The organism is Arthrobacter sp. SLBN-53, from assembly GCF_006715585.1.
GTDB classification, from domain to species: Bacteria; Actinomycetota; Actinomycetes; order Mycobacteriales; family Mycobacteriaceae; genus Mycobacterium; species Mycobacterium neoaurum_A.
In genome coordinates this window covers 733,509-758,688 of the sequence record NZ_VFNN01000001.1, presented here as the reverse complement: position 1 = coordinate 758,688, position 25,180 = coordinate 733,509, and the positions used below count along the sequence as shown (strand labels likewise).

20 protein-coding genes are annotated in these 25,180 nt (G+C 67.6%); 13 read left to right on the top strand and 7 right to left on the bottom strand.

Annotated features, from left to right (window positions below; translation table 11 throughout):
- The 6 genes from FBY28_RS03670 to FBY28_RS03645 all read left to right on the top strand — a co-directional run bounded on the left by FBY28_RS03670 (nucleotide 1) and on the right by FBY28_RS03645 (nucleotide 9,292).
- Nucleotides 1-426 (top strand): NINE protein, encoded by a 426-nt coding sequence (locus tag FBY28_RS03670; protein ID WP_141864334.1) that lies wholly within the window; start codon nucleotides 1-3, stop codon nucleotides 424-426.
- Nucleotides 416-817 carry a DUF2752 domain-containing protein gene (locus FBY28_RS03665; protein ID WP_141864332.1) on the top strand — a complete coding sequence of 134 codons (402 nt, stop codon included), beginning with the start codon at nucleotides 416-418 and terminating at the stop codon, nucleotides 815-817. Before FBY28_RS03670 ends, FBY28_RS03665 begins: the two co-directional genes overlap by 11 nt.
- Nucleotides 818-898: 81 nt before the next feature.
- Nucleotides 899-5,437 (top strand): glutamate synthase large subunit, encoded by a 4,539-nt coding sequence (gene gltB / locus FBY28_RS03660; RefSeq protein ID WP_141864330.1) that lies wholly within the window; start codon nucleotides 899-901, stop codon nucleotides 5,435-5,437.
- Nucleotides 5,430-6,932, top strand: coding sequence for a glutamate synthase subunit beta (locus FBY28_RS03655; protein ID WP_141864328.1), 1,503 nt, complete (start codon nucleotides 5,430-5,432; stop codon nucleotides 6,930-6,932). The genes gltB and FBY28_RS03655 overlap by 8 nt, the downstream gene beginning before the upstream one ends.
- A gap of 51 nt (nucleotides 6,933-6,983) precedes the next feature.
- Complete coding sequence (gene pyk / locus FBY28_RS03650) at nucleotides 6,984-8,402, top strand: pyruvate kinase (RefSeq protein WP_019511467.1); 1,419 nt, start codon at nucleotides 6,984-6,986, stop codon at nucleotides 8,400-8,402.
- Nucleotides 8,403-8,425: 23 nt separating this feature from the next.
- Nucleotides 8,426-9,292 carry an acyl-CoA thioesterase II gene (locus tag FBY28_RS03645; RefSeq protein ID WP_141864326.1) on the top strand — a complete coding sequence of 289 codons (867 nt, stop codon included), beginning with the start codon at nucleotides 8,426-8,428 and terminating at the stop codon, nucleotides 9,290-9,292.
- On the opposite strand, the gene FBY28_RS03640 is transcribed toward FBY28_RS03645, so the two are convergent.
- The 6 genes from FBY28_RS03640 to FBY28_RS03615 form a co-directional block, all read right to left on the bottom strand.
- Complete coding sequence (locus FBY28_RS03640; RefSeq protein ID WP_141864324.1) at nucleotides 9,289-9,735, bottom strand: DUF4190 domain-containing protein; 447 nt, start codon at nucleotides 9,733-9,735, stop codon at nucleotides 9,289-9,291. The genes FBY28_RS03645 and FBY28_RS03640 overlap by 4 nt on opposite strands.
- An 11-nt stretch (nucleotides 9,736-9,746) precedes the next feature.
- Nucleotides 9,747-11,252, bottom strand: coding sequence for an ATP-binding cassette domain-containing protein (locus tag FBY28_RS03635; protein ID WP_141864322.1), 1,506 nt, complete (start codon nucleotides 11,250-11,252; stop codon nucleotides 9,747-9,749).
- The gene (gene cydD / locus FBY28_RS03630; RefSeq protein WP_286177714.1) at nucleotides 11,239-12,897 is read right to left on the bottom strand and encodes a thiol reductant ABC exporter subunit CydD; all 1,659 of its coding nucleotides are present in this window, start codon (nucleotides 12,895-12,897) and stop codon (nucleotides 11,239-11,241) included. Before cydD ends, FBY28_RS03635 begins: the two co-directional genes overlap by 14 nt.
- Complete coding sequence (gene cydB, locus FBY28_RS03625) at nucleotides 12,894-13,943, bottom strand: cytochrome d ubiquinol oxidase subunit II (RefSeq protein ID WP_141864320.1); 1,050 nt, start codon at nucleotides 13,941-13,943, stop codon at nucleotides 12,894-12,896. Before cydB ends, cydD begins: the two co-directional genes overlap by 4 nt.
- Nucleotides 13,944-13,953: 10 nt before the next feature.
- Complete coding sequence (locus tag FBY28_RS03620; protein ID WP_019511473.1) at nucleotides 13,954-15,402, bottom strand: cytochrome ubiquinol oxidase subunit I; 1,449 nt, start codon at nucleotides 15,400-15,402, stop codon at nucleotides 13,954-13,956.
- Between the two features lie 100 nt (nucleotides 15,403-15,502).
- Nucleotides 15,503-16,156 (bottom strand): HdeD family acid-resistance protein, encoded by a 654-nt coding sequence (locus FBY28_RS03615; protein ID WP_216847480.1) that lies wholly within the window; start codon nucleotides 16,154-16,156, stop codon nucleotides 15,503-15,505.
- A gap of 247 nt (nucleotides 16,157-16,403) precedes the next feature.
- Here FBY28_RS03615 and FBY28_RS03610 point away from each other — a divergent pair, with 247 nt between their 5' ends.
- From FBY28_RS03610 to FBY28_RS03580, 7 genes are read left to right on the top strand one after another with little or no spacing between them, the layout of a single operon-like run.
- The gene (locus FBY28_RS03610; RefSeq protein ID WP_141864318.1) at nucleotides 16,404-17,321 is read left to right on the top strand and encodes an ABC transporter substrate-binding protein; all 918 of its coding nucleotides are present in this window, start codon (nucleotides 16,404-16,406) and stop codon (nucleotides 17,319-17,321) included.
- A 31-nt stretch (nucleotides 17,322-17,352) separates the two neighbouring features.
- Entirely contained in the window at nucleotides 17,353-18,279 is a 927-nt protein-coding gene (locus FBY28_RS03605) for an amino acid ABC transporter permease (RefSeq protein WP_141864316.1), read from the top strand.
- A gap of 44 nt (nucleotides 18,280-18,323) precedes the next feature.
- Entirely contained in the window at nucleotides 18,324-19,076 is a 753-nt protein-coding gene (locus FBY28_RS03600) for an amino acid ABC transporter ATP-binding protein (RefSeq protein WP_019511477.1), read from the top strand.
- 5 nt (nucleotides 19,077-19,081) lie between these two features.
- Nucleotides 19,082-20,212 carry a MacS family sensor histidine kinase gene (gene macS, locus FBY28_RS03595; protein WP_141864314.1) on the top strand — a complete coding sequence of 377 codons (1,131 nt, stop codon included), beginning with the start codon at nucleotides 19,082-19,084 and terminating at the stop codon, nucleotides 20,210-20,212.
- Between the two features lie 17 nt (nucleotides 20,213-20,229).
- Nucleotides 20,230-20,880, top strand: a complete 651-nt coding sequence (locus FBY28_RS03590) for a response regulator (protein ID WP_141864312.1) — start codon at nucleotides 20,230-20,232, stop codon at nucleotides 20,878-20,880.
- Nucleotides 20,881-20,933: 53 nt separating this feature from the next.
- On the top strand, nucleotides 20,934-22,781 hold the full coding sequence (locus FBY28_RS03585; RefSeq protein ID WP_141864310.1) for a DUF2339 domain-containing protein: 1,848 nt from the start codon (nucleotides 20,934-20,936) through the stop codon (nucleotides 22,779-22,781).
- A gap of 28 nt (nucleotides 22,782-22,809) precedes the next feature.
- Nucleotides 22,810-23,298 (top strand): Dps family protein, encoded by a 489-nt coding sequence (locus tag FBY28_RS03580; RefSeq protein ID WP_141864308.1) that lies wholly within the window; start codon nucleotides 22,810-22,812, stop codon nucleotides 23,296-23,298.
- On the opposite strand, the gene FBY28_RS03575 is transcribed toward FBY28_RS03580, so the two are convergent.
- Nucleotides 23,270-24,565, bottom strand: a complete 1,296-nt coding sequence (locus tag FBY28_RS03575) for an adenylate/guanylate cyclase domain-containing protein (protein ID WP_216847479.1) — start codon at nucleotides 24,563-24,565, stop codon at nucleotides 23,270-23,272. The genes FBY28_RS03580 and FBY28_RS03575 overlap by 29 nt on opposite strands.
- Nucleotides 24,566-25,180: the final 615 nt, after the last annotated feature.

The following is a 25,180-nucleotide window of genomic DNA, read 5'->3' as shown; positions in this document are numbered from 1 at the left end:
ATGACGGATCCGCAGTCCTATCCGCAGCCGCCCGACCCCGGGAATTTCGGCCCGCCGCCGGGCTACCAGCCGCCCCAGTACCAAGCGAATCAATTCCCCCCGCCGTACCCCGGCGGATACCCGGGGCCTGGCGGCCTGCCCGGCTACGACCCGTCGGCCCCGTTCGGCAGGCACCCGGTGACCGGTGAACCGTTATCGGACAAGTCCAAGACGATCGCCGGTCTGCTGCAGTTGCTCGGGCTCTTCGGCCTGGTCGGGATCGGCCGCATCTATCTCGGGCAGACGGGTTTCGGCATCGCCCAGTTGATCGTGGGGTTGGCGACCTGCGGCATCGGCGCAGTCATCTGGGGTCTCATCGATGCCATCTTGATCCTCACCGACAAGGTGCGCGATCCGCACGGCCGACCCCTGCGTGATGGCACCTAGCACGACCGCACTCGGGCGGGCCGGTGTCCTCGGGGCCGGGCTCGGCCTGGCCGGTGCACTGACCTATATCGGCCTCGGCAACCCGCACCGGCCCGGTTTCTTCCCGGCCTGCCCGTTCAAGACCCTGACCGGTTTCGAATGCCCGGCGTGCGGCGGCCTCCGGATGACCCACGACGTGCTGCACGCTGATTTTGCCGCCGCCGTGGTCGACAACGTCTTCATGCTCGCCGGGATCCCGATGCTGCTGCTGTGGTTGGCGGTGCGCTGGCGGCAGGGACGCACGCTCATGCCACCCGCCGCCACGGTCACCGTGGTGCTGGCCCTGGTGGCCTGGACGGTAGTGCGGAACTGGCCGGGCTTTCCGCTGGTACCGACGGTTTCCACCGGGTAGTGAACCTCCCGCGCTGATACACTGCTGGTGCGGGCCGATGCAGTCCCTTCGATTCACCACGAAGACTGCGGAGGCACCCGGTTGCTGTTCTCAGCGCTCCCACCAGCTCAGGGTCTCTATGACCCGGACAACGAATCCGATTCCTGCGGCGTCGCCATGCTCGTCGACGTCGAGGGGCGCCGCTCCCACGAGATCGTCGCCGACGGACTCACGGCCCTGGCGCACCTCGAGCACAGGGGTGCGGCCGGTGCCGAACCCAACAGCGGTGACGGCGCCGGGATCCTGATTCAGCTACCGGTCGAATTGCTCAGGGCGGTGGTGGATTTCGAGCTGCCCGCCGGGGCAGTCGATGGGACGAACAACTTCGCCGCGGGAATCTGCTTCTTGCCGCAGGACCCGGCGCAGCGCGCGGCGGCCCAAGCCCGGATCGAGCAGATCGCCGACGAGGAGGGTCTGCAGGTCCTCGGTTGGCGCACCGTCCCGATCGATCCCGACGGTGCCCAGATCGGCGCCACCGCGCTCGGCTGTATGCCGCACATGGCACAGCTTTTCGTGGCGGCGCCCGCGCGTTGCGGTGGTATCGACCTCGACCGCATGGTGTACCCGCTGCGCAAACGGTCCGAATCCGAGGATCTGGGCGTGTATTTCGCCTCCCTGTCGAGCCGGACCATGGCCTACAAGGGCATGCTCACCACCATGCAGCTTCCGCTGTTCTTCCCGGATCTGCGTGACGATCGCTGTGCGAGCGCCATCGCCATTGTGCACAGCCGGTTTTCGACGAACACGTTCCCGTCCTGGCCGCTGGCGCACCCTTTCCGGTTCGTCGCCCACAACGGTGAGATAAACACGGTGCGGGGAAATCGCAACCGCATGCACGCCCGTGAAGCGAAACTCGGCGGAACTCTGATTCCCGGTGACCTGGCTCGGCTTTCGCCGATCTGTACGCCCGAGGCATCCGACTCGGCGTCCTTCGACCAGGTTCTGGAACTCCTGCATCTGGGCGGCCGAAGCCTGCCCCACGCGGTGCTGATGATGATCCCGGAGGCGTGGGAGAACAACACCGGGATGGATCCGGCGCGGCGTGCCTTCTGGCAGTACCACGCCTCGCTGATGGAGCCATGGGACGGACCGGCGTGCGTGACGTTCACCGATGGCACCGTGGTGGGAGCGGTGCTGGACCGCAACGGACTCCGTCCTGGCCGCTGGTGGCGCACGATCGACAACCGGATCATCCTGGCCAGCGAGAGCGGCGTACTCGACATCCCCAGCGCGCAGGTGGTGGCCAAAGGCCGCCTGGAGCCGGGAAAGATGTTCCTCGTCGACACGGCCAAGGGCGCCATCGTCACCGATGACGAGCTCAAGGACGAGCTCGCCGGCGCCGAGGCGTATGACGAATGGCTGCATGCCGGGCTGCTCGATATCACGACCCTGCCGAGCCGGGTGCGGGTCCAGCCCAACCACGATTCGGTGGTACGGCGCCAAGTCGCGTTCGGCTACACCGAGGAGGAACTGCGGCTGCTTCTCACGCCGATGGCCGCCACCGGTGCCGAACCGTTGGGCTCCATGGGCACCGACACCCCGCTGGCCGTGCTGTCGCAGCGTTCGAAACTGCTCTACGACTATTTCGTCGAACTGTTCGCACAGGTGACCAACCCGCCGCTGGACGCCATCCGGGAGTCGGTGGTGACCTCCATGCGCCGGGTGATGGGCCCGGAACAGAATCTGCTCGAACCGACGGCCGCATCGTGTCGGCAGATCGCACTGAGCTGGCCGGTGCTCGACAACGACGATCTGAACAGGATCGTGCACATCAACGACGACGGCGAACATCCCGGCTTGCGCACCGCGGTCCTGCGCGCTCTCTACGATGTCGAGCGCGGCGGTGAGGCGCTGGCCGAGGCGCTCGATGAACTGCGTGCGCGTGCCAGTGATGCCATCGCCAAGGGCGCACGCACACTGGTGTTGTCCGACCGCGATTCCGACCACACCCGGGCCCCCATCCCGTCGCTGCTGGCCGTTGCGGCGGTCCATCATCATCTGGTGCGGACCAAACAACGCACCTGTGTCGCGCTGGTGGTCGAGAGCGGTGATGCCAGGGAGGTCCACCACATCGCGCTGCTGATCGGTTTCGGTGCGGCAGCGGTCAACCCGTACCTGGCCTTCGAATCGATCGAAGACCTGATCCGCGAGGGTGAACTGACCGGTATCGACCCGGCCGCCGCGGTGCGCAACTACCTGACCGCACTGGGCAAGGGTGTCATGAAGGTGATGAGCAAGATGGGCATCTCGACGGTGTCCTCCTACACCGGTGCGCAGGCCTTCGAGGCCATCGGTCTGGACCGCGCCGTCATCGACGAATACTTCACCGGCACCCCGATGCAACTCGGCGGGGTCGGACTCGACGTGCTGGCCGAGGAGGTCAGATTCCGGCATCGGCGGGCCTATCCGGAGAATCCGACCGAGCGGGCATACCGCAGGCTCTCCGTCGGCGGTGAGTATCAGTTCCGGCGCGACGGTGAGCTGCATCTGTTCACCCCGGAAGTCGTTTTCCTGCTCCAGCATTCGACCCGGACCGGCAGGCGGAACGTCTTCGCGAGGTATTCCGAGGAAGTCAACCGGCTGGCCCGCGAAGGTGGTGCCCTGCGTGGCCTGTTCGAGTTCCGCGCCGGGACGCCGGTGCCGCTGGACGAGGTCGAACCGGTTGCCGATATCGTCGCTCGCTTCAACACCGGTGCGATGAGCTATGGCTCCATCTCCGCCGAGGCGCACGAGACCATGGCCATCGCGATGAACACCCTCGGCGGGCGGTCGAACTCCGGTGAGGGTGGTGAGGATGCCGACCGGCTCTACGATCCCGTGCGGCGCAGCGCCGTCAAGCAGGTGGCCTCCGGCCGGTTCGGGGTCACCAGCGACTACCTGGTGAATGCCTCCGACATCCAGATCAAGATGGCCCAGGGGGCCAAACCCGGTGAGGGCGGCCAGCTTCCCGGATACAAGGTGTACCCGAACATCGCCAAGACCCGGCACTCCACGCCGGGGGTCGGACTGATCTCACCACCGCCGCATCACGATATCTACTCGATCGAGGACCTGGCCCAGCTCATTCACGATCTGAAGAACGCCAACGACACCGCCCGCGTCCACGTCAAGCTGGTCAGCTCGGTCGGTGTCGGCACCGTGGCCGCCGGGGTGTCCAAGGCGCACGCCGATGTGGTGCTGATCTCCGGCTACGACGGCGGTACCGGTGCGGCCCCGCTGACCAGTCTCAAACATGCCGGCGCCCCGTGGGAGATCGGGCTGGCCGACACCCAGCAGACGCTGATGCTCAACGGTTTACGTGACCGGATCACCGTGCAGTGCGACGGTGGCATGCGGACCGCCCGCGATGTCATGGTGGCCGCGCTGCTGGGTGCCGAGGAATTCGGTTTCGCGACCGCGCCGCTGGTGGTCGCCGGCTGCATCATGATGCGGGTGTGCCATCTGGACACCTGCCCGGTGGGGGTGGCCACCCAGAACCCGGAGTTGCGTGCCCGATTCACCGGCAAACCGGAGTTCGTGCAGAACTTCTTCGAGTTCATCGCCGAGGATCTCCGGGTGATGCTGGCCGAGTTGGGTTTCCGGAGTCTCGATGAGGCGATCGGACGGGTCGACATGCTCGATACCGCCACGGGCGTGGCGCATTGGAAGAGTGCCGGACTGGACCTCAGCCCGATCTTCGCCGCCCCGTCCGGCCCGCACGGGGCGATCGCCCGGCGCCGGCTGCGCGGCCAGGACCACGGGCTGGACAAGGCGCTGGACCAGACTCTCATCCAGTTGGCCGAGGGCGCGCTGGAGGATGCCCACCCCGTCCGGCTGGAACTGCCGGTCCGCAACGTCAACCGCACGGTGGGCACCATGCTCGGCGCCGAAGTCACCCGCCGTTACGGTGCGACCGGTCTGCCCGATGACACCATCATGGTCATGCTGACCGGGTCGGCAGGCCAGTCCCTTGGCGCGTTCCTGCCGCCGGGAATCACCCTCGACCTCATCGGTGACGCCAACGATTATGTGGGCAAGGGTCTTTCGGGTGGACGGGTCGTCGTGCGACCACCCGACGATGTGCTCTTCCTGCCCGAGGACAACGTCATCGCCGGCAACACGCTGCTGTTCGGCGCCACCTCGGGCGAGGTATTCCTGCGCGGGCGGGTCGGGGAGCGCTTCTGCGCGCGCAATTCCGGGGCGCTGGCCGTCGTCGAGGGTGTCGGTGACCATGCGTGCGAATACATGACCGGCGGCCGGGTGGTCGTGCTCGGCGACACCGGCCGCAACATGGCCGCCGGCATGTCCGGGGGTATCGCATTCGTCCTGGGACTGGACCCGGCCAAGGTCAACACCGAGATGGTGGCGTTGCAGAAGTTGGAGGCCGAAGATTTGAGCTGGCTGCACGACGTGGTGAGCAGGCACGCGCAGGCCACCGGTTCCACGGTGGCCATCTCGCTGCTGGCCGACTGGCCGCGGCGCAGTGCCGGATTCACCAAGATCATGCCGATCGACTACGAGCGGGTGCTGCGGGCCACCCGACTGGCCCGCGCCGAGGGCCGTGATGTGGAGACCGCGATCATGGAGGCGAGCCGTGGCTGATCCCACCGGTTTTCTGCGCGTCGGTAAGCACGATGCCGTCAAGCGCCCGGTCGACGAACGGGTGGGGGACTGGCATGAGGTCTACGAGATCCGGCCGCCCGCCGAGCGGGCGGGCGAGGTGTCCCAACAGGCCCGTCGTTGTATGGATTGCGGTATCCCGTTCTGCCACTCCGGAACCGCGGGCTGCCCGCTGGGCAACCTGATCCCGGAATGGAACGACCTGGTCCGGCGCGGTCGCTGGGACGCGGCCAGTGATCGGCTGCACGCCACCAACAACTTCCCCGAGTTCACCGGCCGGCTGTGCCCGGCACCGTGCGAGGCGGCCTGCGTGTTGTCCATCGCCGAGCCCGCCACCGGCGGCAGTGTCACGATCAAGCGGATAGAACAGACCATCGCCGATCACGCCTGGCTGACCGGTGCGGTGGTGCCGCAGCCGGCGGCCATCTCGACGGGACGCAGTGTGGCCGTGGTCGGTTCGGGTCCGGCGGGTCTGGCGGCCGCCCAACAGCTGACCCGGGCCGGTCACGAGGTGACCGTCTACGAACGCGATGACCGCATCGGCGGATTGATGCGCTATGGCATCCCGGAGTACAAGCTGGAGAAGTCCGGTCTCGACCAGCGGTTGGCCCAGATGCGCGCGGAGGGCACCAGATTCGTGACCGACTGTGAGGTCGGTGTCGATCTCTCGGTCGAGGCACTGCGGGCCCAGCACGACGCGATCGTGCTGGCCGTCGGAGCGCTGCGGGCCCGCGATACCGAGGTGGCCGGCCGCGATCTGAGCGGGGTCCACCTGGCCATGGAGCATCTGGTCGCGGCGAACAAGGAGTGCGAGGGAGACCGGGCCGCCGAACCGACGGCCGCCGGCAAGCGGGTGGTCATCATCGGCGGCGGTGACACCGGCGCGGACTGTCTGGGCACCGCCCACCGGCAGGGTGCGCTCTCGGTGACCCAGCTCGACTACAACCCGGAACCGCCGCGTACCCGCGACGAGGAGCGCTCACCGTGGCCGACCTGGCCGCTGGTGCTGCGGACCTCACCGGCGCACGCCGAGGGTGGGGCGCGCCGGTTCGAGGTCGCGGTGCAGCGTTTCCTCGGTGACGAGCAGGGGGCGCTGCGTGCGGTGCAGATCGCCGAGGTGCGGGTGCAACGCGACGATGACGGCCGCCGCCAGATCGTCCCGGTGGGCGACCCGTTCGAGATCCCGTGTGAGCTGGCGTTGCTGGCCATCGGTTTCGAGGGTGTCGAGCAGATGCCGCTGTTGGCGGGTCTCGGGCTCGCCACCAACGGCCGTGGCGCGCTGCCCTGCGGATCGGACTGGCAGACCGAGGAGCCCGGGGTGTTCGTCTGCGGCGACGCCCATCGCGGCGCGTCGCTCATCGTGTGGGCCATCGCCGAGGGGCGGAGCGCCGCGCGCGCGGTCGACCTCTACCTGATGGGCGAGTCCGAGCTGCCCGCCCCGGTGCGGCCTGGGTCACTGCCCTTGGCAGTCGTCTGACACGCGGTCTGAATGGTCATCTGAATCGATCAACGAGTAAGCTCACCAGACGTGAATAGACGCGGAAAAATCGTCTGTACCCTCGGCCCTGCCACCGCCACCGACGAGTCCGTGCGTGACCTCGTCGAGGCCGGCATGGATGTGGCGCGGCTGAACTTCAGCCACGGTGACCACGCCGACCACGAAGAGTCCTACCGCCGGGTGCGGGCCGCCTCCGATTACACCGGACGCGCCGTCGGCATCCTGGCTGACCTGCAGGGACCCAAGATTCGGCTGGGTCGGTTCGCCACCGGGGCCACATTGTGGCAGGCCGGCGAGACGGTGCGCATCACCGTCGACGACTTCATGGGCACCCACGACCGGGTGTCCACCACCTACAAGCAGCTGGCCGTTGATGCGGCACCCGGTGACCGACTGCTCGTCGACGACGGCAACGTCGGACTGATCGTCGAGCACATCGACGGCAACGATGTCGTCTGCCAGGTCACCGAGGGTGGCCGGGTCAGCAACAACAAGGGCCTCTCGCTGCCCGGCATGAACGTCTCGGTGCCTGCGCTCTCGGAGAAGGACATCGCCGACCTGGAGTTCGCGCTGCGCCTCGGTGTCGATCTGGTGGCGCTGTCGTTCGTGCGCTCACCGGCCGATATCGAGCTGGTGCACGAGGTGATGGACCGGGTCGGGCGCCGGGTGCCCGTCATCGCCAAGCTGGAGAAGCCCGAGGCCATCGAGAACCTCGAGGCGATCGTGCTGGCCTTCGACGCCATCATGGTGGCCCGCGGTGACCTCGGCGTCGAACTGCCCCTGGAAGAGGTCCCGCTGGTGCAGAAGCGGGCCATCCAGATGGCCCGCGAGAACGCCAAGCCCGTCATCGTCGCCACCCAGATGCTGGAGTCGATGATCGAGAACTCCCGGCCCACCCGGGCCGAGGCCTCCGACGTCGCCAACGCGGTGCTCGACGGGGCCGACGCGGTGATGCTGTCCGGTGAGACCTCCGTCGGCAAGTACGCCCTGGAGGCGGTGCGCACAATGGCCCGCATCGTCAAGGCGGTGGAGTCGAACTCCACCGAGGCGCCGCCGCTGACCCACGTCCCGCGCACCAAGCGCGGTGTCATCTCCTACGCTGCCCGCGATATCGGTGAGCGGCTGGAGGCCAAGGCGCTGGTGGCGTTCACCCAGTCCGGTGACACCGTTCGCAGGCTGGCCCGGCTGCACACGCCGTTGCCGCTGCTCGCGTTCACCGCGCTGCCCGAGGTGCGCAGCCAGCTGGCGCTGACCTGGGGAACCGAGACCTTCATCGTCCCGCACATGCAGACCACCGACGGCATGATCCGGCAGGTCGACCAGGCGCTGCTTGACCTGGGTCGCTACAAGCGCGGCGACCTGGTGGTCATCGTCGCGGGCGCTCCTCCCGGCACAGTAGGCTCGACCAACCTGATCCACGTGCACCGGATCGGTGAGGACGACCACTGAGACGATGACCGAAGGGGAGCGACTTGTCGGCGGAACATCTCGAGGAACTGCTGACGGTTCTGGCGCTCCGCCCGGACGGTGAGGATGCGTTCACCGGATCGCACCCTAGCCGCAACCCCGTACGGACATTCGGCGGGCAGATGATGGCCCAGGCCTTCGTCGCCGCCAGCCGCACGGTGTCGCCGAAGCTGCCGCCCAGCACGCTGTCGATGCATTTCATCGCCGGTGGTGATCCCACGAAAGACCTGCATTTCCAGGTTGTTCGGTTGCGTGACGAGCGTCGTTTCGCCAACCGGCGGGTCGATGTCACCCAGGACGGCGTGCTGCTCGGCACGGCGCTGGTCTCGCATCTGGCGGGCGGGCGCGGGCTTGAGCACAACGTGCCCGCCCCGCAGGTGCCGCAGCCCGACGGATTGCCGACCATCGACGAGTTGCTGGTCGGCTACGAGCAGACCGTTCCGTTGTTCGTCGAGGCGCTCAAGCCCATCCAGTGGCGCTATACCAACGATCCGGCGTGGGTGATGCGGGACAAGGGTGACCGGCTGGAGCACAACCGGGTGTGGATGACCGCCGACGCGCCGATGCCCGAGGACCCGGTGCTGCACGCCGCGGCGCTGGTGTACTCCTCGGACACCACGGTGTTGGACTCGATCATCACCACCCACGGGTTGTCCTGGGGTTTCGACCGGATCTTCGCCGTCACGATGAATCATTCGGTGTGGTTCCACCGGCCGATCTGCTTCGACGAGTGGGTGCTCTACGCCACTTCGTCACCGGTGGCGGCGGATTCCCGTGGGCTGAGCAGTGGGCACTTCTTCGACACCGACGGGCGGGTGCTGGCGACCATCGTGCAGGAAGGCATCGTCAAACATTTCCCCGGCGCGGGCTAACCCCTGGCGGTTCCCAGGCCGGAGATGTGCTCGATGCGGTCACGAAACTCGTTCTCGCACTTCTGCTGTGCCGCAGGGTCCAGTGATGTGCCCGATTCGCCGATCGCCCTCTCCACGCAGCTGAGGTAATCGCCGACCCCGGCATCGCCGAGAAATCCCGTCCACACCGGGACGGCCGCGATCCCGACGACCACCGCGAGCGCGCCCAGCGCCGTGCCCGCGGTCGCGACCGGGCCGTTGTCGGCCTCGCCACGATGCGCGCGGCCGCGGCCGGTGACACCGAGGACCACCGCGATGATGCCGCCGATGACGCCGCCGATCACACTCCACGAGAACACCAGCGCGGCCACCGCCACCACCAACGCCGCGGCGCCCACTCCGTTGCGGGGTCCTGCCTGCCGGACCGGGTACGGCGGCGGCGCCGCAGCGGGCTGGTAGCTCATGGAGGGCCACGTTACCCGGCAGGTTGCGGCATCCGGATCGTCGGGCAATCGAGGTGATCGGGCAGGTGATGGGTGGCGACCACGACGGCTCGATGGGCGGCGAACAGGCCGTCGGGGGTGAGTATCGCGGTCAGGAGTCGGTCACTGTCGGCGGCGTCGAGATGCTCGGTGGGCTCATCGAGCAGCACGATCGGAAAATCGGTGATCACCGCCCGTGCCAGCAGCAGACGACGACGTTGGCCTGCCGATACCGCGGCAGCGCCTCCGGTCAGGACTGTGCCCAGCTCGTCGGGCAGTCCGGCCAACCAGTCGCCGAGCCCGACCTGACTCAGGGCGGCTTTCAGCTCGGCATCGGTGGCATCACCGCGGCCGACCAGCAGGTTGTCGCGCACGGTGGTGTCGAACAGGTGCGCGTCCTCGGCGAAGAATGCTGCGGTGAGCGGGTTTTCGGGATACTTCGCGGCGATCGCCATGAGCATGGTGGTCTTGCCGCTGCCACTGGGGCCGACGACGGCGATCCGGTCACCGGGGGCTACGGCGATGGCCGGGACGGCCGGCCGGACCCGGCCGGTGGGACCGGCAGCGGTGAGCTCGGCGAGTTGCCGCGCGGCCAGTGTCGAGCGCACCCATTGCGCGGCGGCCCCCGGCAGGGCGCTGGTGGCCTCGAATGCCGACAGCGGGAGCAACATCAGGATTGCCAGTGCCGTCGGTGCGGTGTGGTCGGCGAGCAGGATGCCGATGAGCACGGCCCCCAGCACCGATACCCCGACTGCCGCGGTGGACACCGCGGCCGCGGCCGCCGCCGGTGCGGCCGCCCGATCGGTGGCGGCACCGAAGTCTCGGTGCGCGCGTTCGGATTCGGCGATGACCCCGGCCAGGCGCCCCGCCACACGGAGCTCGTCGGCGTGCTCGAGGGCGACCAAGGTGGCGGTGTCGCGCGCGCCGTGATGCCGGGCGGCCAGTGCTTCGGTGGCTGCGGCCGCCCGCCCGGCCAGCGCGGGCGCCAGCACGCCGGCGACGAGCAGGCTGGCGGCCAGCACCAGCGCCGCTGCCGGGGAGATCACCGCGATGACGCCCACCGCGGCGACCGAGAGCACGGCGGCCACACACATCGGAAGTACCGACCGCACCAGCACATCGGCAAGTTCGTCGACCGAGTTCCCGACCCTGGCCACCAGCTCGCCGCCGGGGATCCGCAGTACCGATTCCGCCTGCGCGGCGGCCAGGCGGCGGTACAGCCCGACCCGGGCGTTGCCCGCGGCGCGCAGCGCGGCATCGTGGATGGCCAGCCGCTCGCAGTAGCTGAAGATCCCGCGCGAGATCCCCAGCGCGCGGACGGCCACCACGGCCACGGTCAGATCCAGTACCGGCGGCATCTGCCAGGCCCTGGTGATCAACCAGGCAGCCACGGCGGCCAGGGCCAGTGCGCTGCCCAGTGCCAGCGTCCCGAACAGCACCGCCAACGCCAGCCGGGGCAGCCGGGGACGCAGCAGCGCGATGACCTCACGGATGGACATCGACGGCACCTCCCAGCGGCACGACCCGATCGGCGATCCCCAGCACCGGAGCGCGGTGACCCACCACCACGACGGTGCATCCGGCCCGCGCCCTGGACCGAATGGATTCCAGGACAATCGTTTCGGCGTCGGCGTCCAGATGTGCGGTCGGCTCGTCGAGTAGCAGCACCGGGGCGCAGGACCCCAGCGCGCGCGCCAGCCCCAGCCGTTGCCGCTGCCCGAGCGACAATCCGATCCCGTCCCTGCCGATCACGGTGTCCAGTCCGTCGGGAAGTGTCGCCAGTACCGAACCGAAATCCGATGCCCGGCATGCGGCGTCGAGGTCGACAAGCGGTCCGAACAGTTCCAGGTTGGCCCGGATGGTGCCGGGTAGCAGTGCCGGCCGTTGCGGTAGCCAGGCCACGCGGGTCCACCACTGTTCCCGATCGATCTCGGCCAGATCGGTGCCGTCGATGAGAACCTGCCCGGCGTCGGGTTCCAGCAGACCCAGGATGGCCTGCAGGGTGGTGCTCTTGCCCGCCCCGTTGGGTCCGGTGAGCGCGGTGACCGCACCGGGCCGCAACGATTCGGACAGGTCGTCCGGGGCGGCGCCGTCGCGACCGCGCACCGTCAGGCCGCGCAGCTCGATCTCGATGTGCTCACCTGTGCAGTGGTGCGTTCCGTTCGGCCTGCTGGGATGCGTCTGGAGCAGGTGCAGCGCGGCGTCGGCGGCGGTCTTGCCGTCCTGGGCGGCATGGAACTGCACCCCGACCCGGCGCAGCGGCCAGAAAACCTCGGGGGCGAGCAGGAGCGCGGTCAGCGCCGCCACCAGTGTCATATCGCCGAACACCAGGCGCAGACCCACGTTGACCGCCACCAGTGCGACTCCCAGGGTGGCGATGAGTTCCAGCACGGCCGCCGACAGGAACGCGATGCGCAGCGTCTGCATCGCCGAGCGCCGGTGCGCGGCGGCCAGGGTCGCGATACGGTCGGCGGGTCCGCCGGCGCGGCCGAGGGCGCGCAGGGTGGGAATGCCGGCGACCAGGTCCAGTAACCGGGACTGCAATATCGTCATCGCGGCCAGGGCGGCCGCCGAGCGGTCGGCGGTGAGCTTGCCGATGAGCACCATGAACAGCGGGATGAGCGGCAGGGCGATCGCCACCACCGCCGCGGCCTGCCAGTCCGCGACGGCGATGACGACAACGGTTGCCGGGGTGAGGATTCCGGCCAGTGCGACGGTGGGTAGGTATCCGGTGAAGTACGGCCGCAGACCGTCGAGCCCGCGGGTCACCACCACGGTGGCCTCGTCGAGTACCCGCTGCCTGCGCTGCGGGTCCATCTCGGTCACCGTGCGCAGCACCCGCGCAGACAGGTCGCCGATCGCCGCCGTGGCGGCACGCTGGCTCAGCCGCGCCTGCAGCCATTGCGCCACCACCCGGATCACCCAGACGGCCGCCAGTGCCCCCAGGTGCAGGCGCCAGTGGGCCAGGCTGCGGGTGGCCGGTTCGGTGATGACACCGGCCACGATGTGGGCCAGGATCCAGGCGGCGGCGATGGTGGCCGCCGCGATCACCGTGCCGTAGGCCACCATCGCCGCGATATAGCGGCGCATGCCAGCCTGGGTCGAGCGAAGTGCCTCCGGCAGTCCCGGTGCGGTCGAACTCACGGTATACGCGGTGAGAGCCCGGCCGGGTCGGGGATGCGCTCAGCCGAGATGCGTTGCCGGAAAACCCAATACGTCCAGCCCTGATAGATCAGCACGAGCGGGGTCACCAGCACCGCCGCCCAGGTCATGATGGTCAGGGTGTACGGCGAGGACGATGCGTTCTCGATGGTCAGGCTCCACGCCGGATCCAGCGTCGACGGGATCAGGTTCGGGAACAGGCTGCCGAAGATCAACACCACCACGGCCATCACCACGGCGGTGGTCAACGCGAACGACCAGCCGTCACCGCCGTCGCTGAACACCAGCATCACCACCCCGAGCTGGCAGACCACCGCGACGCCGAGGACCAACCAGGTCCAGTCGGTGCCGTAGGACAACTGGGTCCACAACCCGAAGGTGGCCAGCACCACCGTGACGGGTATGGCCAGCCTGGCGGCGAAGCGCCGGGCGTCCGCCCGCACCGCGCCTTCGGTCTTCAGGGTGATGAACACCGCCCCGTGCAGCAGGAACAACCCGCAGGTGGACAGCCCGCCGAGCAGTGTGTACGGGTTGAGGATATCGGCGAAGCCCAGGTCGATCTGATGGTCGGCGTCGACCGGCAGGCCGCGCACCAGAGCCGCGAAGGCGACACCCCACAGCACGGCGGGCACCCAGGAACCGACGGCGATCCCGATATCGGCCCAGCGTCGCCACTGTGGATCGTCGACCTTGCCCCGCCATTCGATGGCGCAGATGCGCACGATCATCGAGAGCAGGATGGCCAGCAACGGTAGGTACAGCCCGGAGAACATGGTCGCGTACATCCCCGGGAAGGCCGCGAACATCGCACCGCCCGCGGTGATCAGCCATACCTCGTTACCGTCCCAGACCGGGCCGATGGTGTTCAGTACCGCGCGGCGATGTTTGTCGGGGTCGCCACCTATGCGCCGCGCGCTACGTCCCAGCGGCGCCATCAGCATGCCGACGCCGAAGTCGAAGCCCTCCAGCACCAGGAAGCCCGTGAAAAGGACTGCCAGAGTGATGAACCAGAAGATCTGAAGGTCCATGGCAGGCCTCCTAATACGCGAACGAGAGTGGCTTGACCTCGTCTTCACCGGGCGGTGTCGGCGGGATGGGTTCGGTGTCGTGCTCCAGCGGCCCCTCGACGACGTAACGGCGGATCAGCCAGAACCAGATGACCGCGAGCAGCGCATAGATCGCCGTGAAGACGATCAGTGAGGTCAGCACGGTGGCCACCGAGTGGTGTGAAACCCCTTGCGACACGGTCAATCGCAATACCGGGTCGCCGGTCGGATTGGGGGCCACGACCCACGGCTGACGGCCCATCTCGGTGAAGATCCACCCGGCGCTGTTGGCCAGGAACGGGGTGGGCAGGGTCAGTAGCGCGAACGTGCCGAACCAACGTTGGTGGGGGACCCGGCCGCCGCGGGTGAGCCACAGCGCGGTCAGCGCGAACAGCATCGGGACGGCGAGGAAACCGATCATGGCGCGGAATGACCAGTAGGTGACGAACAGGTTGGGCCGGTAGTCACCGGGCCCGAACTTCTGCTCGTAGGCGGCCTGCAGGTCCTGCACGCCCTGCAGTTCCACGCCGCTGAACGTGCCCTCGGCCAGGAACGGCAGCACGTAGGGCACCTCGATCAGGTGGATGACGCTGTCGCAGTTGTTGTGGGTCCCGACGGTGAGAACGGAGAAGTTCGGGTCGGTTTCGGTGTGACACAACGATTCCGCCGAGGCCATCTTCATGGGCTGCTGCTGGAACATCAGCTTGCCCTGCACATCACCGGTGTAGGTCAGCGCGGCCGCGGAGGCGAAGGCGATCAGGCAGCCGAGGATCGCGGCGGGGCGATGCATGGTGCGTGCATCGGGGCCATCCGGATTGCGCACCATCCACCAGGCGCAGACGCCCGCGACGAAGGTGCCTGCGACCAGGAACGCACCGGCGACGGCGTGCGGGAACGCCGCGAGCGCGGTGTTGTTGGTGAACAGCTCGGTGATGCTGGTCAGTTCGGCGCGCCCGGTCTCGGGGTTGTAGCGCGCGCCGACCGGATGCTGCATGAACGAGTTAGCGGCGATGATGAAGTAGGCAGACGCGTTGACCGCGAAGGCGACGATCCAGATGCAGGCCAGGTGTACGAGCTTGGGCAGCCTGGTCCAGCCGAAGATCCACAGCCCCAGGAACGTCGATTCGAAGAAGAAGGCGACCAGCCCCTCCATCGCCAGCGGGGCGCCGAAGACGTCACCGACGAATCGGGAGTACTCGCTCCAGTTCATCCCGAACTGGAATTCCTGCACGATGCCGGTGGCCACGCCGAGGGCGAAGTTGATCAGGAAGAGCTTGCCGAAGAACCGGGTGAGTCGATACCACGCGGTGTTGTCGGTGACGACCCAGATGGTCTGGAACACCGCGATCAGCGGCGCAAGACCGATGGTGAGCGGCACGAAGATGAAGTGGTAGACGGTGGTGATCCCGAACTGCCACCGTGCGACATCGAGCGCTTCCATGGACACCAACTTCTCGGCTGTGGGTCGAGCTCCCTTGCTCGACTACGACAGAGTGTAGTAGGTCGATGGTCCCACCGCGCGTAATCGTGGTGCGGATTACTCAGCTGGTCGGTGGATCCGTCGGCGCGGCCGGCGCTGTCGGTTCGGCGGCCACAGTCTCGGTGGCCGCTGCGGGTGCGGCCGGTGTCTCGTGGACGGAGTCCCGCTTGTTCCATGCCGAGCGGATGCCCAGCGCGGTCACCACCTCCATCACGCCGATGACGATCAGCCAGATGCCCGTGACCAGGGCCAGTGTGCCGATCGACTCGAACGGTGCGGCCAGCACCACGATGCCGGCGATCAGGCTGATGACGCCGAGGAAGATGTTCCAGCCACGTGCGGGCAGGGTGGGATCGCTGATCGCCGAGACCGCCGTCGCCACGCCGCGGAAGATGAAGCCGATACCGATCCAGATGGCCAGCAGCAGCACCGCGCTGCCCAGCTGGCGGAACGCCAGCACCGCGAGCACCAACGAGGCGGCACCGCTGATGAACAGCAGCACCCGGCCACCGGCCGACACGTCGAGGCTGAACGCGAACACGACCTGCGCAATGCCGGTCACCAGCAGGTACGCGCCGAAGAAGATGGCGGCGATCAGGACCGAGATCCCTGGCCAGGCCACCACCGCGATACCGAGGGCGGCCGCCAACACACCTGAGATGAGCGTCGACTTCCACAGGTGCTGCAACAGGCTTGGGGGAGCAGGGGTTTGCATGTGGTGAGTGTCCCACACGGGATGATCGTGCCGCCGGGCATTGTCGCCAGGTAGTCGGCTTTTCTCGGGCAGCTCGGCCCCGGCCGTCGCGCGAGTCAGATCGGCGTTCGGCCGACTCGCACGTTACGGCTCCACTACTGTTCCGTTACCGGCGCTGCGCGCTGGATCATCGGTCGTTAACGTCTTCGGCTGGAGCTGTCGACGGACCAGACCGTGACGGCTCGGCAACAGAAAGTAGAGGCACACCGTGTTGGGTGGAATCCAAGAGCGCCGGACCAGGCTCTGGCGCTACGCCGCCGTGTTCGCTGCGACCGGCGCGCTGGCGCTGTCGGGTTGTTCGAGCTCGGAACCGAGTGGTGGGCAAGAGTCCCCGACCGCGGCCGCTCCGGCCGAGAAGGTGGAGGCGATCGCCAACACCGTCCCCGAAGCCATCAAGGCGTCCGGGAAGCTGATCGTCGGCGTCAACATCCCCTACGCACCGAACGAGTTCAAGGACGAGTCCGGCAAGATCGTCGGGTTCGACGTGGACCTGATGAACGCCATCGCCGGGACGCTCGGGCTGGAGCCCGAATACCGCGAGGCCGACTTCGCGAAGATCATCCCGTCGATCCAGGGCGGCACGTTCAACGTCGGCATGTCCTCGTTCACCGACAGCAAGGAGCGCGAGCAGCAGGTCGACTTCGTGACCTACTTCTCGGCGGGCACGCTGTGGGCCCAGCCCGCCGGTGGCTCGATCAACCCGGAGGATGCCTGCGGCAAGAAGGTCGCCGTCCAGGCGACCACCGTCCAGGAGACCGACGAGCTGCCCGCCCGCAGCAAGAAGTGCACCGACGAGGGCAAGCCGGCCATCGACATCATCCCGTTCGACAGCCAGGACGCCGCCACCAACGCGGTGGTGCTGGGCCAGGCCGACGCCATGTCGGCGGACTCGCCGGTGACGCTGTACGCCATCAAGAAGACCAACGGAAAGCTGGCGCAGGCCGGCGAGACGTTCGAATCGGCGCCCTACGGCTGGCCGGTGGAGAAGGGCTCGCCGCTGGCGCAGTCGCTGCTGCAGGCCCTGGAGCACCTCATCGAGAACGGCAAGTACAAGGAGATCGCCGAGAACTGGGGTCTCCAGGAAGGGATGATCGACAAGCCGGTCATCAACGGCGCGGTCTCCTAGCGATATCGACACACAGGGGATATCGACACACATGAGTGATGCCGGCTCGCCGCCACCGTCCAACTCGCCCGAAGCGATCGACGCCGTACCGCTGCGTCATCCGTGGCGGTGGGTGGCGGCGGCCGTCATCATCGTCGTGGTCGGCCTGTTCCTCTACGGCGCGGCGACCAACCCGGCCTACGGCTGGTCGACGTTCGCGAAATACCTGTTCAACGAGCGAATCCTGTTGGGTGTGTCCAACACCCTGCAGCTGACCGTCTATTCGATGGTCATCGGCATCGTGCTCGGCGTCATCCTGACGATCATGCGGTTGTCCGACAATGCCGTGCTCAGTTCGGTCGCCTGGGTGTTCCTCTGGGTCTTCCGCGGCACTCCGGTGTACGTGCAGCTGGCGTTCTGGGGCCTGATGCCCACGATCTACCAGAAGATCCAGCTCGGGGTGCCGTTCGGACCGACCTTCTTCCATATCGACCTGCAGAACCTGTCGTTCCCGTTCGCGCTGGCCGTGATCGGCCTCGCCCTCAACGAGGCGGCCTATATGGCCGAGATCGTCCGCGCGGGCATCACCTCGGTGCCCGAGGGGCAGCTGGAGGCATCGACCGCGCTGGGGATGTCGTGGGGTCTGGCGATGCGGCGCACCGTGTTGCCACAGGCGATGCGGGTGATCATTCCGCCGACCGGTAACGAGGTCATCAGTCTGCTCAAGACGACATCGCTGGTGACCGCGGTGCCGTATGCGTTCGACCTGTACAGCATCGCGACCCGCGAGATCGCCGCCAGGATCTTCGAACCGGTGCCCCTGCTGCTGGTCGCCGCGACCTGGTATCTGGTCATCACCAGCGTCCTGATGGTCGGCCAGTTCTACCTGGAGCGCTACTTCTCCAGGGGCGCGTCGCGCAAGCTCAGTCCCAAACAACTCGAGGCGCTGGCCAAGGCGCAGATGGGCACGGGTGCCTGAGAGTGTCTTCCTCGACATCGCCGGTGAACGAAACAGCACAGCCCATGGTCAAGGCCGAACTCGTCTGCAAGGACTTCGGCGCCCTCAAGGTGCTCAAGGGCATCACCCTGGAGGTTCAGAAGGGCCAGGTGCTGGTCCTGGTCGGGCCGTCGGGCTCCGGTAAGTCGACATTCCTGCGCTGCATCAACCACCTGGAAACCGTCAGCGCCGGCCGGCTCTACGTCGACGGTGCCCTCGTCGGCTATCAGGAGCGCGGCGGCAAGCTGTACGAGATGAAGCCCCGCGACGTGGCCCGCCAGCGTCGTGACGTCGGCATGGTCTTCCAGCATTTCAACCTGTTCCCGCACCGCACCGCGCTGGGCAACGTGGTCGAGGCCCCCACCCAGGTCAAGGGGCAGAACAAGAAGCAGGCCACCGAGCGGGCAATGGATCTGCTCAACCAGGTCGGCCTGGCCGACAAGGCCGGCGCCTACCCGGCCCAGCTCTCCGGTGGTCAGCAGCAGCGGGTCGCGATCGCGCGTGCGCTGGCCATGAGTCCCAAGCTGATGCTTTTCGACGAGCCCACCTCGGCATTGGACCCCGAACTGGTCGGGGAGGTGCTCTCGGTGATGAAGAAGCTCGCCTCCGAGGGGATGACCATGCTGGTGGTGACCCATGAGATGGGCTTCGCCCGCGAGGTCGCCGACGAGCTGGTCTTCATGGATGCCGGTGTGGTTGTGGAGCGCGGCAAGCCGACCGAGGTCATGAGCAATCCGCAGCACGAGCGCACGAAGGCCTTCCTGTCCAAGGTGATGTAGCCCCGATGATCGCGGCGACGGTGGACCCGGTCGCCCCGCTGTGGCGGGCCGCGCAGGTGTTCCGGCTGCTCAGCTGGAGCTATGCGCTGTACTTCCAGGTTTCCAAGTACCACGAACTGGACTGGCCCGCGTTGAGCTGGGTGCTGTTCGGGTTGTTGACGGCGTGGACCGTCGCGTGCGGTGCGGCCTATCTCGGCGGATTCGGCAGGTGCCGCACCTGGGTGATCGGCGAGGCCGCGGTGGTGATCGCGTTCATGGGGTCCACCCTGTTGGTCGCCTCCGGGCAGTGGGTGCTGGACAACCAGTCGTGGCCGACCACGCTGTGGGCGACCAACGCGGTGGTCTCGGCGGCGATCCTGGCCGGGCCCGCCGCGGGAATGGTGATGGGTCTGGCCGTGATGGGTACCGCCGCGGCGCTCAAGGGGGCGATCGCGGTGGATCTGGTGCGCAGCCCCACCATCCTGATCGAGTTGGCGGTGGGGTTGGCCGTCGGGATGGCGGCGACCACCGCGCGCCGGGCGCATGCCGAGTTGGAGCGGGCGACCCGGCTCGGTGCGGCGCTGGCCGAGCGGGAACGACTGTCCAGGCATGTGCATGACGGGGTGCTGCAGGTATTGGCGATGGTGGCCCGACGCGGTCGCGAGATAGGTGGCGAGACAGCCGAACTGGCGAAGGCCGCGGGGGAGCAGGAGCGTGCGCTGCGCCGGTTGCTCAGCACCGAGGACACCCTTGTCGCCCAACCGCCGACAGCGGCGAGTGATCTGGGCGCGCTGTTGCGCAGGCACAGTGCCGACCGGGTATCGGTCAGTGTGCCTGCCGCCCCGGTGTACCTGGACAGTGCGGTGGCCGCCGAGCTCGAGGCTGCGGTGGTCAACGCGCTGACGAATGTGGAACGCCATGCCGGTCCGCAGGCACGGGCCTTCGTGCTGCTGGAGGATCTCGGAGACGAGGTGGTGGTCAGCATCCGCGATGACGGGCCCGGCATACCCGAGGGACGGTTGGCCGCCGCCGCGGCGGAGGGGCGCATCGGGGTGAGCAAGTCCATCCAGGGCAGGATGGCCGCACTCGGCGGCCGCGCGGATCTGACCACACCGTCCAGCGGCGGCACCGAGTGGGAACTGACGGTTCCCCGATAGGGCAAGGGAGGATAGTGATGCCGACGGTGATGGTGGTCGACGATCACCCGATCTGGCGCGATGCGGTGGCGCGCGATCTGGCCGATGACGGTTTCGAGGTGGTCGCGACCGCAGACGGCGTGGCCTCGGCGCGGCGCCGGGCCGAGGTGGTGCATCCCGAGGTCGTGGTGATGGACATGCGGCTCGCCGACGGGACCGGTGCCCAGGCCTGCGCGGAGGTGCTCGCGGTGTCGCCGTCCTCGCGGATCCTGGTGTTGTCGGCCTCGGATGAACGCGCCGACGTGCTGGAAGCCGTGAAGGCCGGGGCCACCGGGTATCTGGTCAAGAGTGCGTCGAAAACCGAACTGGGCGAGGCTGTTCGAGCCACCGCGGCGGGCCGCGCGGTGTTCACGCCCGGGCTGGCGGGTCTGGTGCTCGGCGAATACCGGCGCATCGCGGCCGAACCGGTCGGCGACAAGGCCGGTCCCGCGGTGCCCAGCCTCACCGACCGCGAGACCGAGATTCTGCGTCATGTCGCGAAGGGGCTGACGGCCAGGCAGATCGCCGAGCGACTGTCGCTGAGCCATCGGACCGTCGAGAACCACGTGCAGGCGACGTTCCGCAAGCTGCAGGTCGCCAACCGGGTCGAGCTGGCCCGCTACGCGATCGAGCATGGGCTCGACGAATAATCGAGTAGTCCTACTCATCTCATCCGGTGAGTTCGTGGGTGACGATGTCTGCCATGACCGAACCGCAACAGGTGCTCACCCGACTGTCCGCCGAGTTCGTGGCCATGTCCCAGCAGCTGGCCCGCGCGTCGGCCGAACTGACGCAATTGTCCGGCGCCCTCGGCCAGTCCGCACCGGCCGCCCCGCAGCAGTCATGGTGGGGTTACCCGACCCATGCGCAGGACCCACAGCACCAACAACATCCGCAGTACGCGCCGGTCCCGCAACACCCCGGTTATCCCGCATCGGCGGTGCCGGCGCCGGTCAGGCCCGCCGCGGTGCCCCCCGTCGCCACACCGACCGCGCGCCCGCAGAACTGGATCGGGAAGATGCTGGCCGCCGCCGGTGTGGCGGTGACGCTCATCGGCGTCGCGCTGCTGGTGGTGCTGGCCGCCCAGGCCGGTCTGCTCGCACCGCCGGTCCGGGTTGCCGCCGGTGCCGTACTGGCGGCCGGCCTGGTCGCCGGGGCGTTCCGGCTCGCCACCCGATCGGGTGGCCGGGTCGGTGCCATCGCCTTGGCAGCCACGGGTATCGCGACCGCGTACATCGATGTGGTGGCAGTCAGCACGATCTATGAGTGGGTGGCGCCGGTCATCGGGCTGGTGTTGTCTGCCGTCATCGCAGGCGGTGGCCTGATGCTGGCGCGGCGCTGGGATTCCGAACAACTCGCGCTGCTGGTGCTGGTCCCGCTGACCGTGCTGGCGCCGGTTGTGGTCGGCGATGTCGATCTGCTGCTGATCGGATTCATGCTGGCGCTCTCGGCGGCGACCCTTCCGGTGCAGCTCGGCCGCGACTGGACCTGGATGTATGCGGCCCGGACGGCGGCGGGCAGCGCGCCGGTGTTCCTGGCGTTGGTCGGCGCGGCCTTCGGTTCCGCCGACCACCCCTGGCTGGCCGGTGCGGCGGCCATCGCCGCGGTATCGGCGATCGGATCGGCTCTGATTCTGTTGTCGCACAGCACACATCGCACGTCGATGACGGTGGTGTCGACGGTCGGCGCGGCACCGCTGCTGCTGGTGTCGGTCGCGGTGGACGGTCGGATCGCCGCGCTCATGATCGCGGCGCTGTCACTGTCCTTGCTGGCGGTCGTGCTGCTCGGTGACCACATTCCCGGCCTGGCCGGACCCGTCCGTCAGGTGTGGTCGGCGCTGTCGGTGGTCGCCGCACTGGTCGCCGTCGCGGTGGCCTTCGACGGCCGCGCCGCGGGCCCGCTGCTGTTGGCGCTGGCGGTGGTGGTGGCCGTGGCCGGTCGGCACAACACCGGTGCGCAGATCGCCGCGCTGGTGTTCGGCGCGGTCGGGGGCCTCTACTACCTGGACCTGGCGGGCCCGGACACGATCACGACGGCAACCGAGCGGCCCGGCGCCGAGGCGGTGTCGGTGCTGATCTCCAGCCTGCTGGTGGTGCTCTACGGCGCGGCGCAGACGTGGTCTCTGACCCGACGTCACCACGACGCCGACACCGGGCGGTTGCTGCTGGCCGGGGCGGCCGTGCTCAGCGCCTACGCGGTCACCGTGTTCACCGTCACCGCCGGTGTGCTGATCGGCGGACCGGACGGTGGATTTCTGGCCGGGCACATGGCGGCGACGATCTGCTGGATCGTGCTGGCGGCCGGTCTGCTCTGGTACACGGTGCGCCTGGACCGGGCAGATCGTTCGGTGCCCCTCGGTGGCGGTATGGCGCTGGTGACCGCGGCCATGGCCAAGCTGTTCCTTTTCGATCTGGGCACCCTCGACGGGATCTTCCGGGTTGCGGTGTTCATCGTCACCGGACTTGTGCTGCTCGGTATGGGCGCGGGCTATGCGCGTCTGCTGTCGCAGCACGATCAGCAGCGCGCCGACGGTCCACACATTCTGGAATGATTCCAGAAAAGCTGGCGTTGCCTCTCATATGACGACAACACGGCGCACCGAAAGTGATATCCAGGGCTTCCAGGCCTCACCAGAGCTGCAGGCAAGTCTGCAACAGGTCCTGGTCGACATGATCGAGCTGCATCTGCAGGGCAAGCAGGCGCACTGGAATGTGGTCGGTACCAACTTCCGAGATCTGCACCTGCAGCTCGACGAGCTGGTCGACTTCGCCCGCGAGGGCAGCGACACCATCGCCGAACGCATGCGCACGCTCTACGCGGTGGCCGACGGCCGCTCCGACACCGTGGCGGCCACCACCACGCTGCCCGCGTTCCCGCCCTACGAGCGCAACACCACCGAGGTGGTGGATCTGATCGGCACCCGTATCTACGCGACCGTCGACACGTTGCGTGGTGTGCGCGACGGTGTCGACGCCGAGGACCCCAGCACCGCGGACATCCTGCATCAGCTCATCGACGGCCTGGAGAAGCTGGCCTGGCTCATCCGATCGGAGAATCACAAGGTGTAGGTCCACCGGAGAGCGCGGCGGGGCCGGTGAGATCGTGCGCCGGCCGCCGGCCCACCAGGTACCAGGTGTGCATCCAGCCCTTGCCCTTCACGGCGACCTCGCCGCGCTCTTCGAACAGATAGGAATCGTTGATGCGTTCGTAGACGTCCTGGGGCACCTGGATGCGGCCCTCCTCGTCGGTGCTCTCCATGCGGGAGGCCACGTTGACCGCATCACCCCAGACGTCGTAGAAGAACTTGCGTGATCCCACCACCCCGGCGACCACCGGGCCGGCGGCGATCCCGATGCGCAGCGGTACCTCGCGGCCCTGCGCGTCGCGGAGCCCGTCGACGGCGTGGGCCATGTCCAGCGCCAGGCATGCCAGCGATTCCAGGTGGTCCGGGCGGGGGATCGGCACGCCGGAGACCACCATGTACGAGTCGCCGCTGGTCTTGATCTTCTCCAGGCCGTGCCGGTCGACCAGGCTGTCGAAATCGGTGTAGAGGCGGTTGAGGAACAGCACGAGGTCCGCGGGATCGGTGTCGCTGGCGCGCTGGGTGTATCCGGCGATGTCGGCGAACAGGATGGATGCGTCGGCGAATCCGTCGGCGATCATCACGTCGCGCCGATCCTTGAGTCGGTCGGCGATGGTCGTGGGAAGGATGTTGGCGAGCAGCGCCTCGGATTTGTCGAATTCGGCCTGCAGCGCACTTTCGGCGCGGTCGATCCGGCGCATCGCCGAGGCCACGACGACGATCACCATGAGGCTTGCTGTGCAGGCCGTGATGACGAAGTTGGCACGCATCGCGGCCTCCGAGAAGACCCCGGTGTTGTCAGGCACCAGCCATTCCAATGCGATCGCAAGGACCGGCCCCGAGGCGGCCAACGCCGAGGCGATCACGAGGTGGTCGGTGCCGATCATCAGGATGATCAGCGCCGCGCCGACGAAGAAGTAGAACTGCAGACCGGTATCGGTGCCGAGTTGGCTGCACATGTAGGCGGTGCTGGCATAGGCGATGGTGACGAAGGCGGCGAGCGCTACCAACGAGCCGAAGCGGTAGAGCAGTGGAGTGGCCAGGAAAAGCGCAGCGCTGACCATGTTGACCAGGCCAATATGCGGTACTTCGGGTACCAGGATCAGCTCGGCAAAGCCGTAGATGCCGACGATCGCGGCCGCGATCCGCGTGCTGACAGTCAGAGTTGCCAGTCGCCGACTGGCCGCATCCTCATACTGCCGGCTGCCCTCGGGAAGGTCGGGGAGGCACCGGCCGGGCACCCTCGCTGCCACTCTCGGAGCGTACTCCCCGTGGGGAGGCTCACAGCCGCAGTTTCGGCGGATCCGCGGAGGCGCCTGGCAAACCTTGTCCAAATCTGTGGCTCGGGTGCATGTCCCCCAATCGGGGGACACGTCGGCATGTTAGCTGACATTGTCGTCAATATTCGCTGACACGCCGGGCGCATCAAGATCGAATCACTCCTGCGTCACGAAAAGCTAACGGACGTGGGCAAACTGATGTGACTCAGGTCACAAGATGGTTGCAACTCGAATGCGATCTTGAAACACGTTTTCTTTGCCATCTTCGGCACTTTGGAGGCGAATCGTAATTCTGCAGTCTCAGACACGAGTTTGCTAGAAATGGATTATTCGGCACGGAAATCTGCACTTCAGAGCGACTTTTTTACTTATTTGGCAATTTGCTGTCGGGTGGGTTAATTTCATGCGGAGTGCGTAGGCAACGCCGAACGACCAGGTCCGAGAACGGGAGTCGCCATGTGGGACAAGATGCCCAAGGCTGTCCACAGAGTTGCCATCAGAGGAGCGATAGCACTGATAGCCGCGTCGCTATTCGCGGCGACTTCTAGTTACTTTGTCTTGCCAGCGAGCAAACACAAGTCATATGAA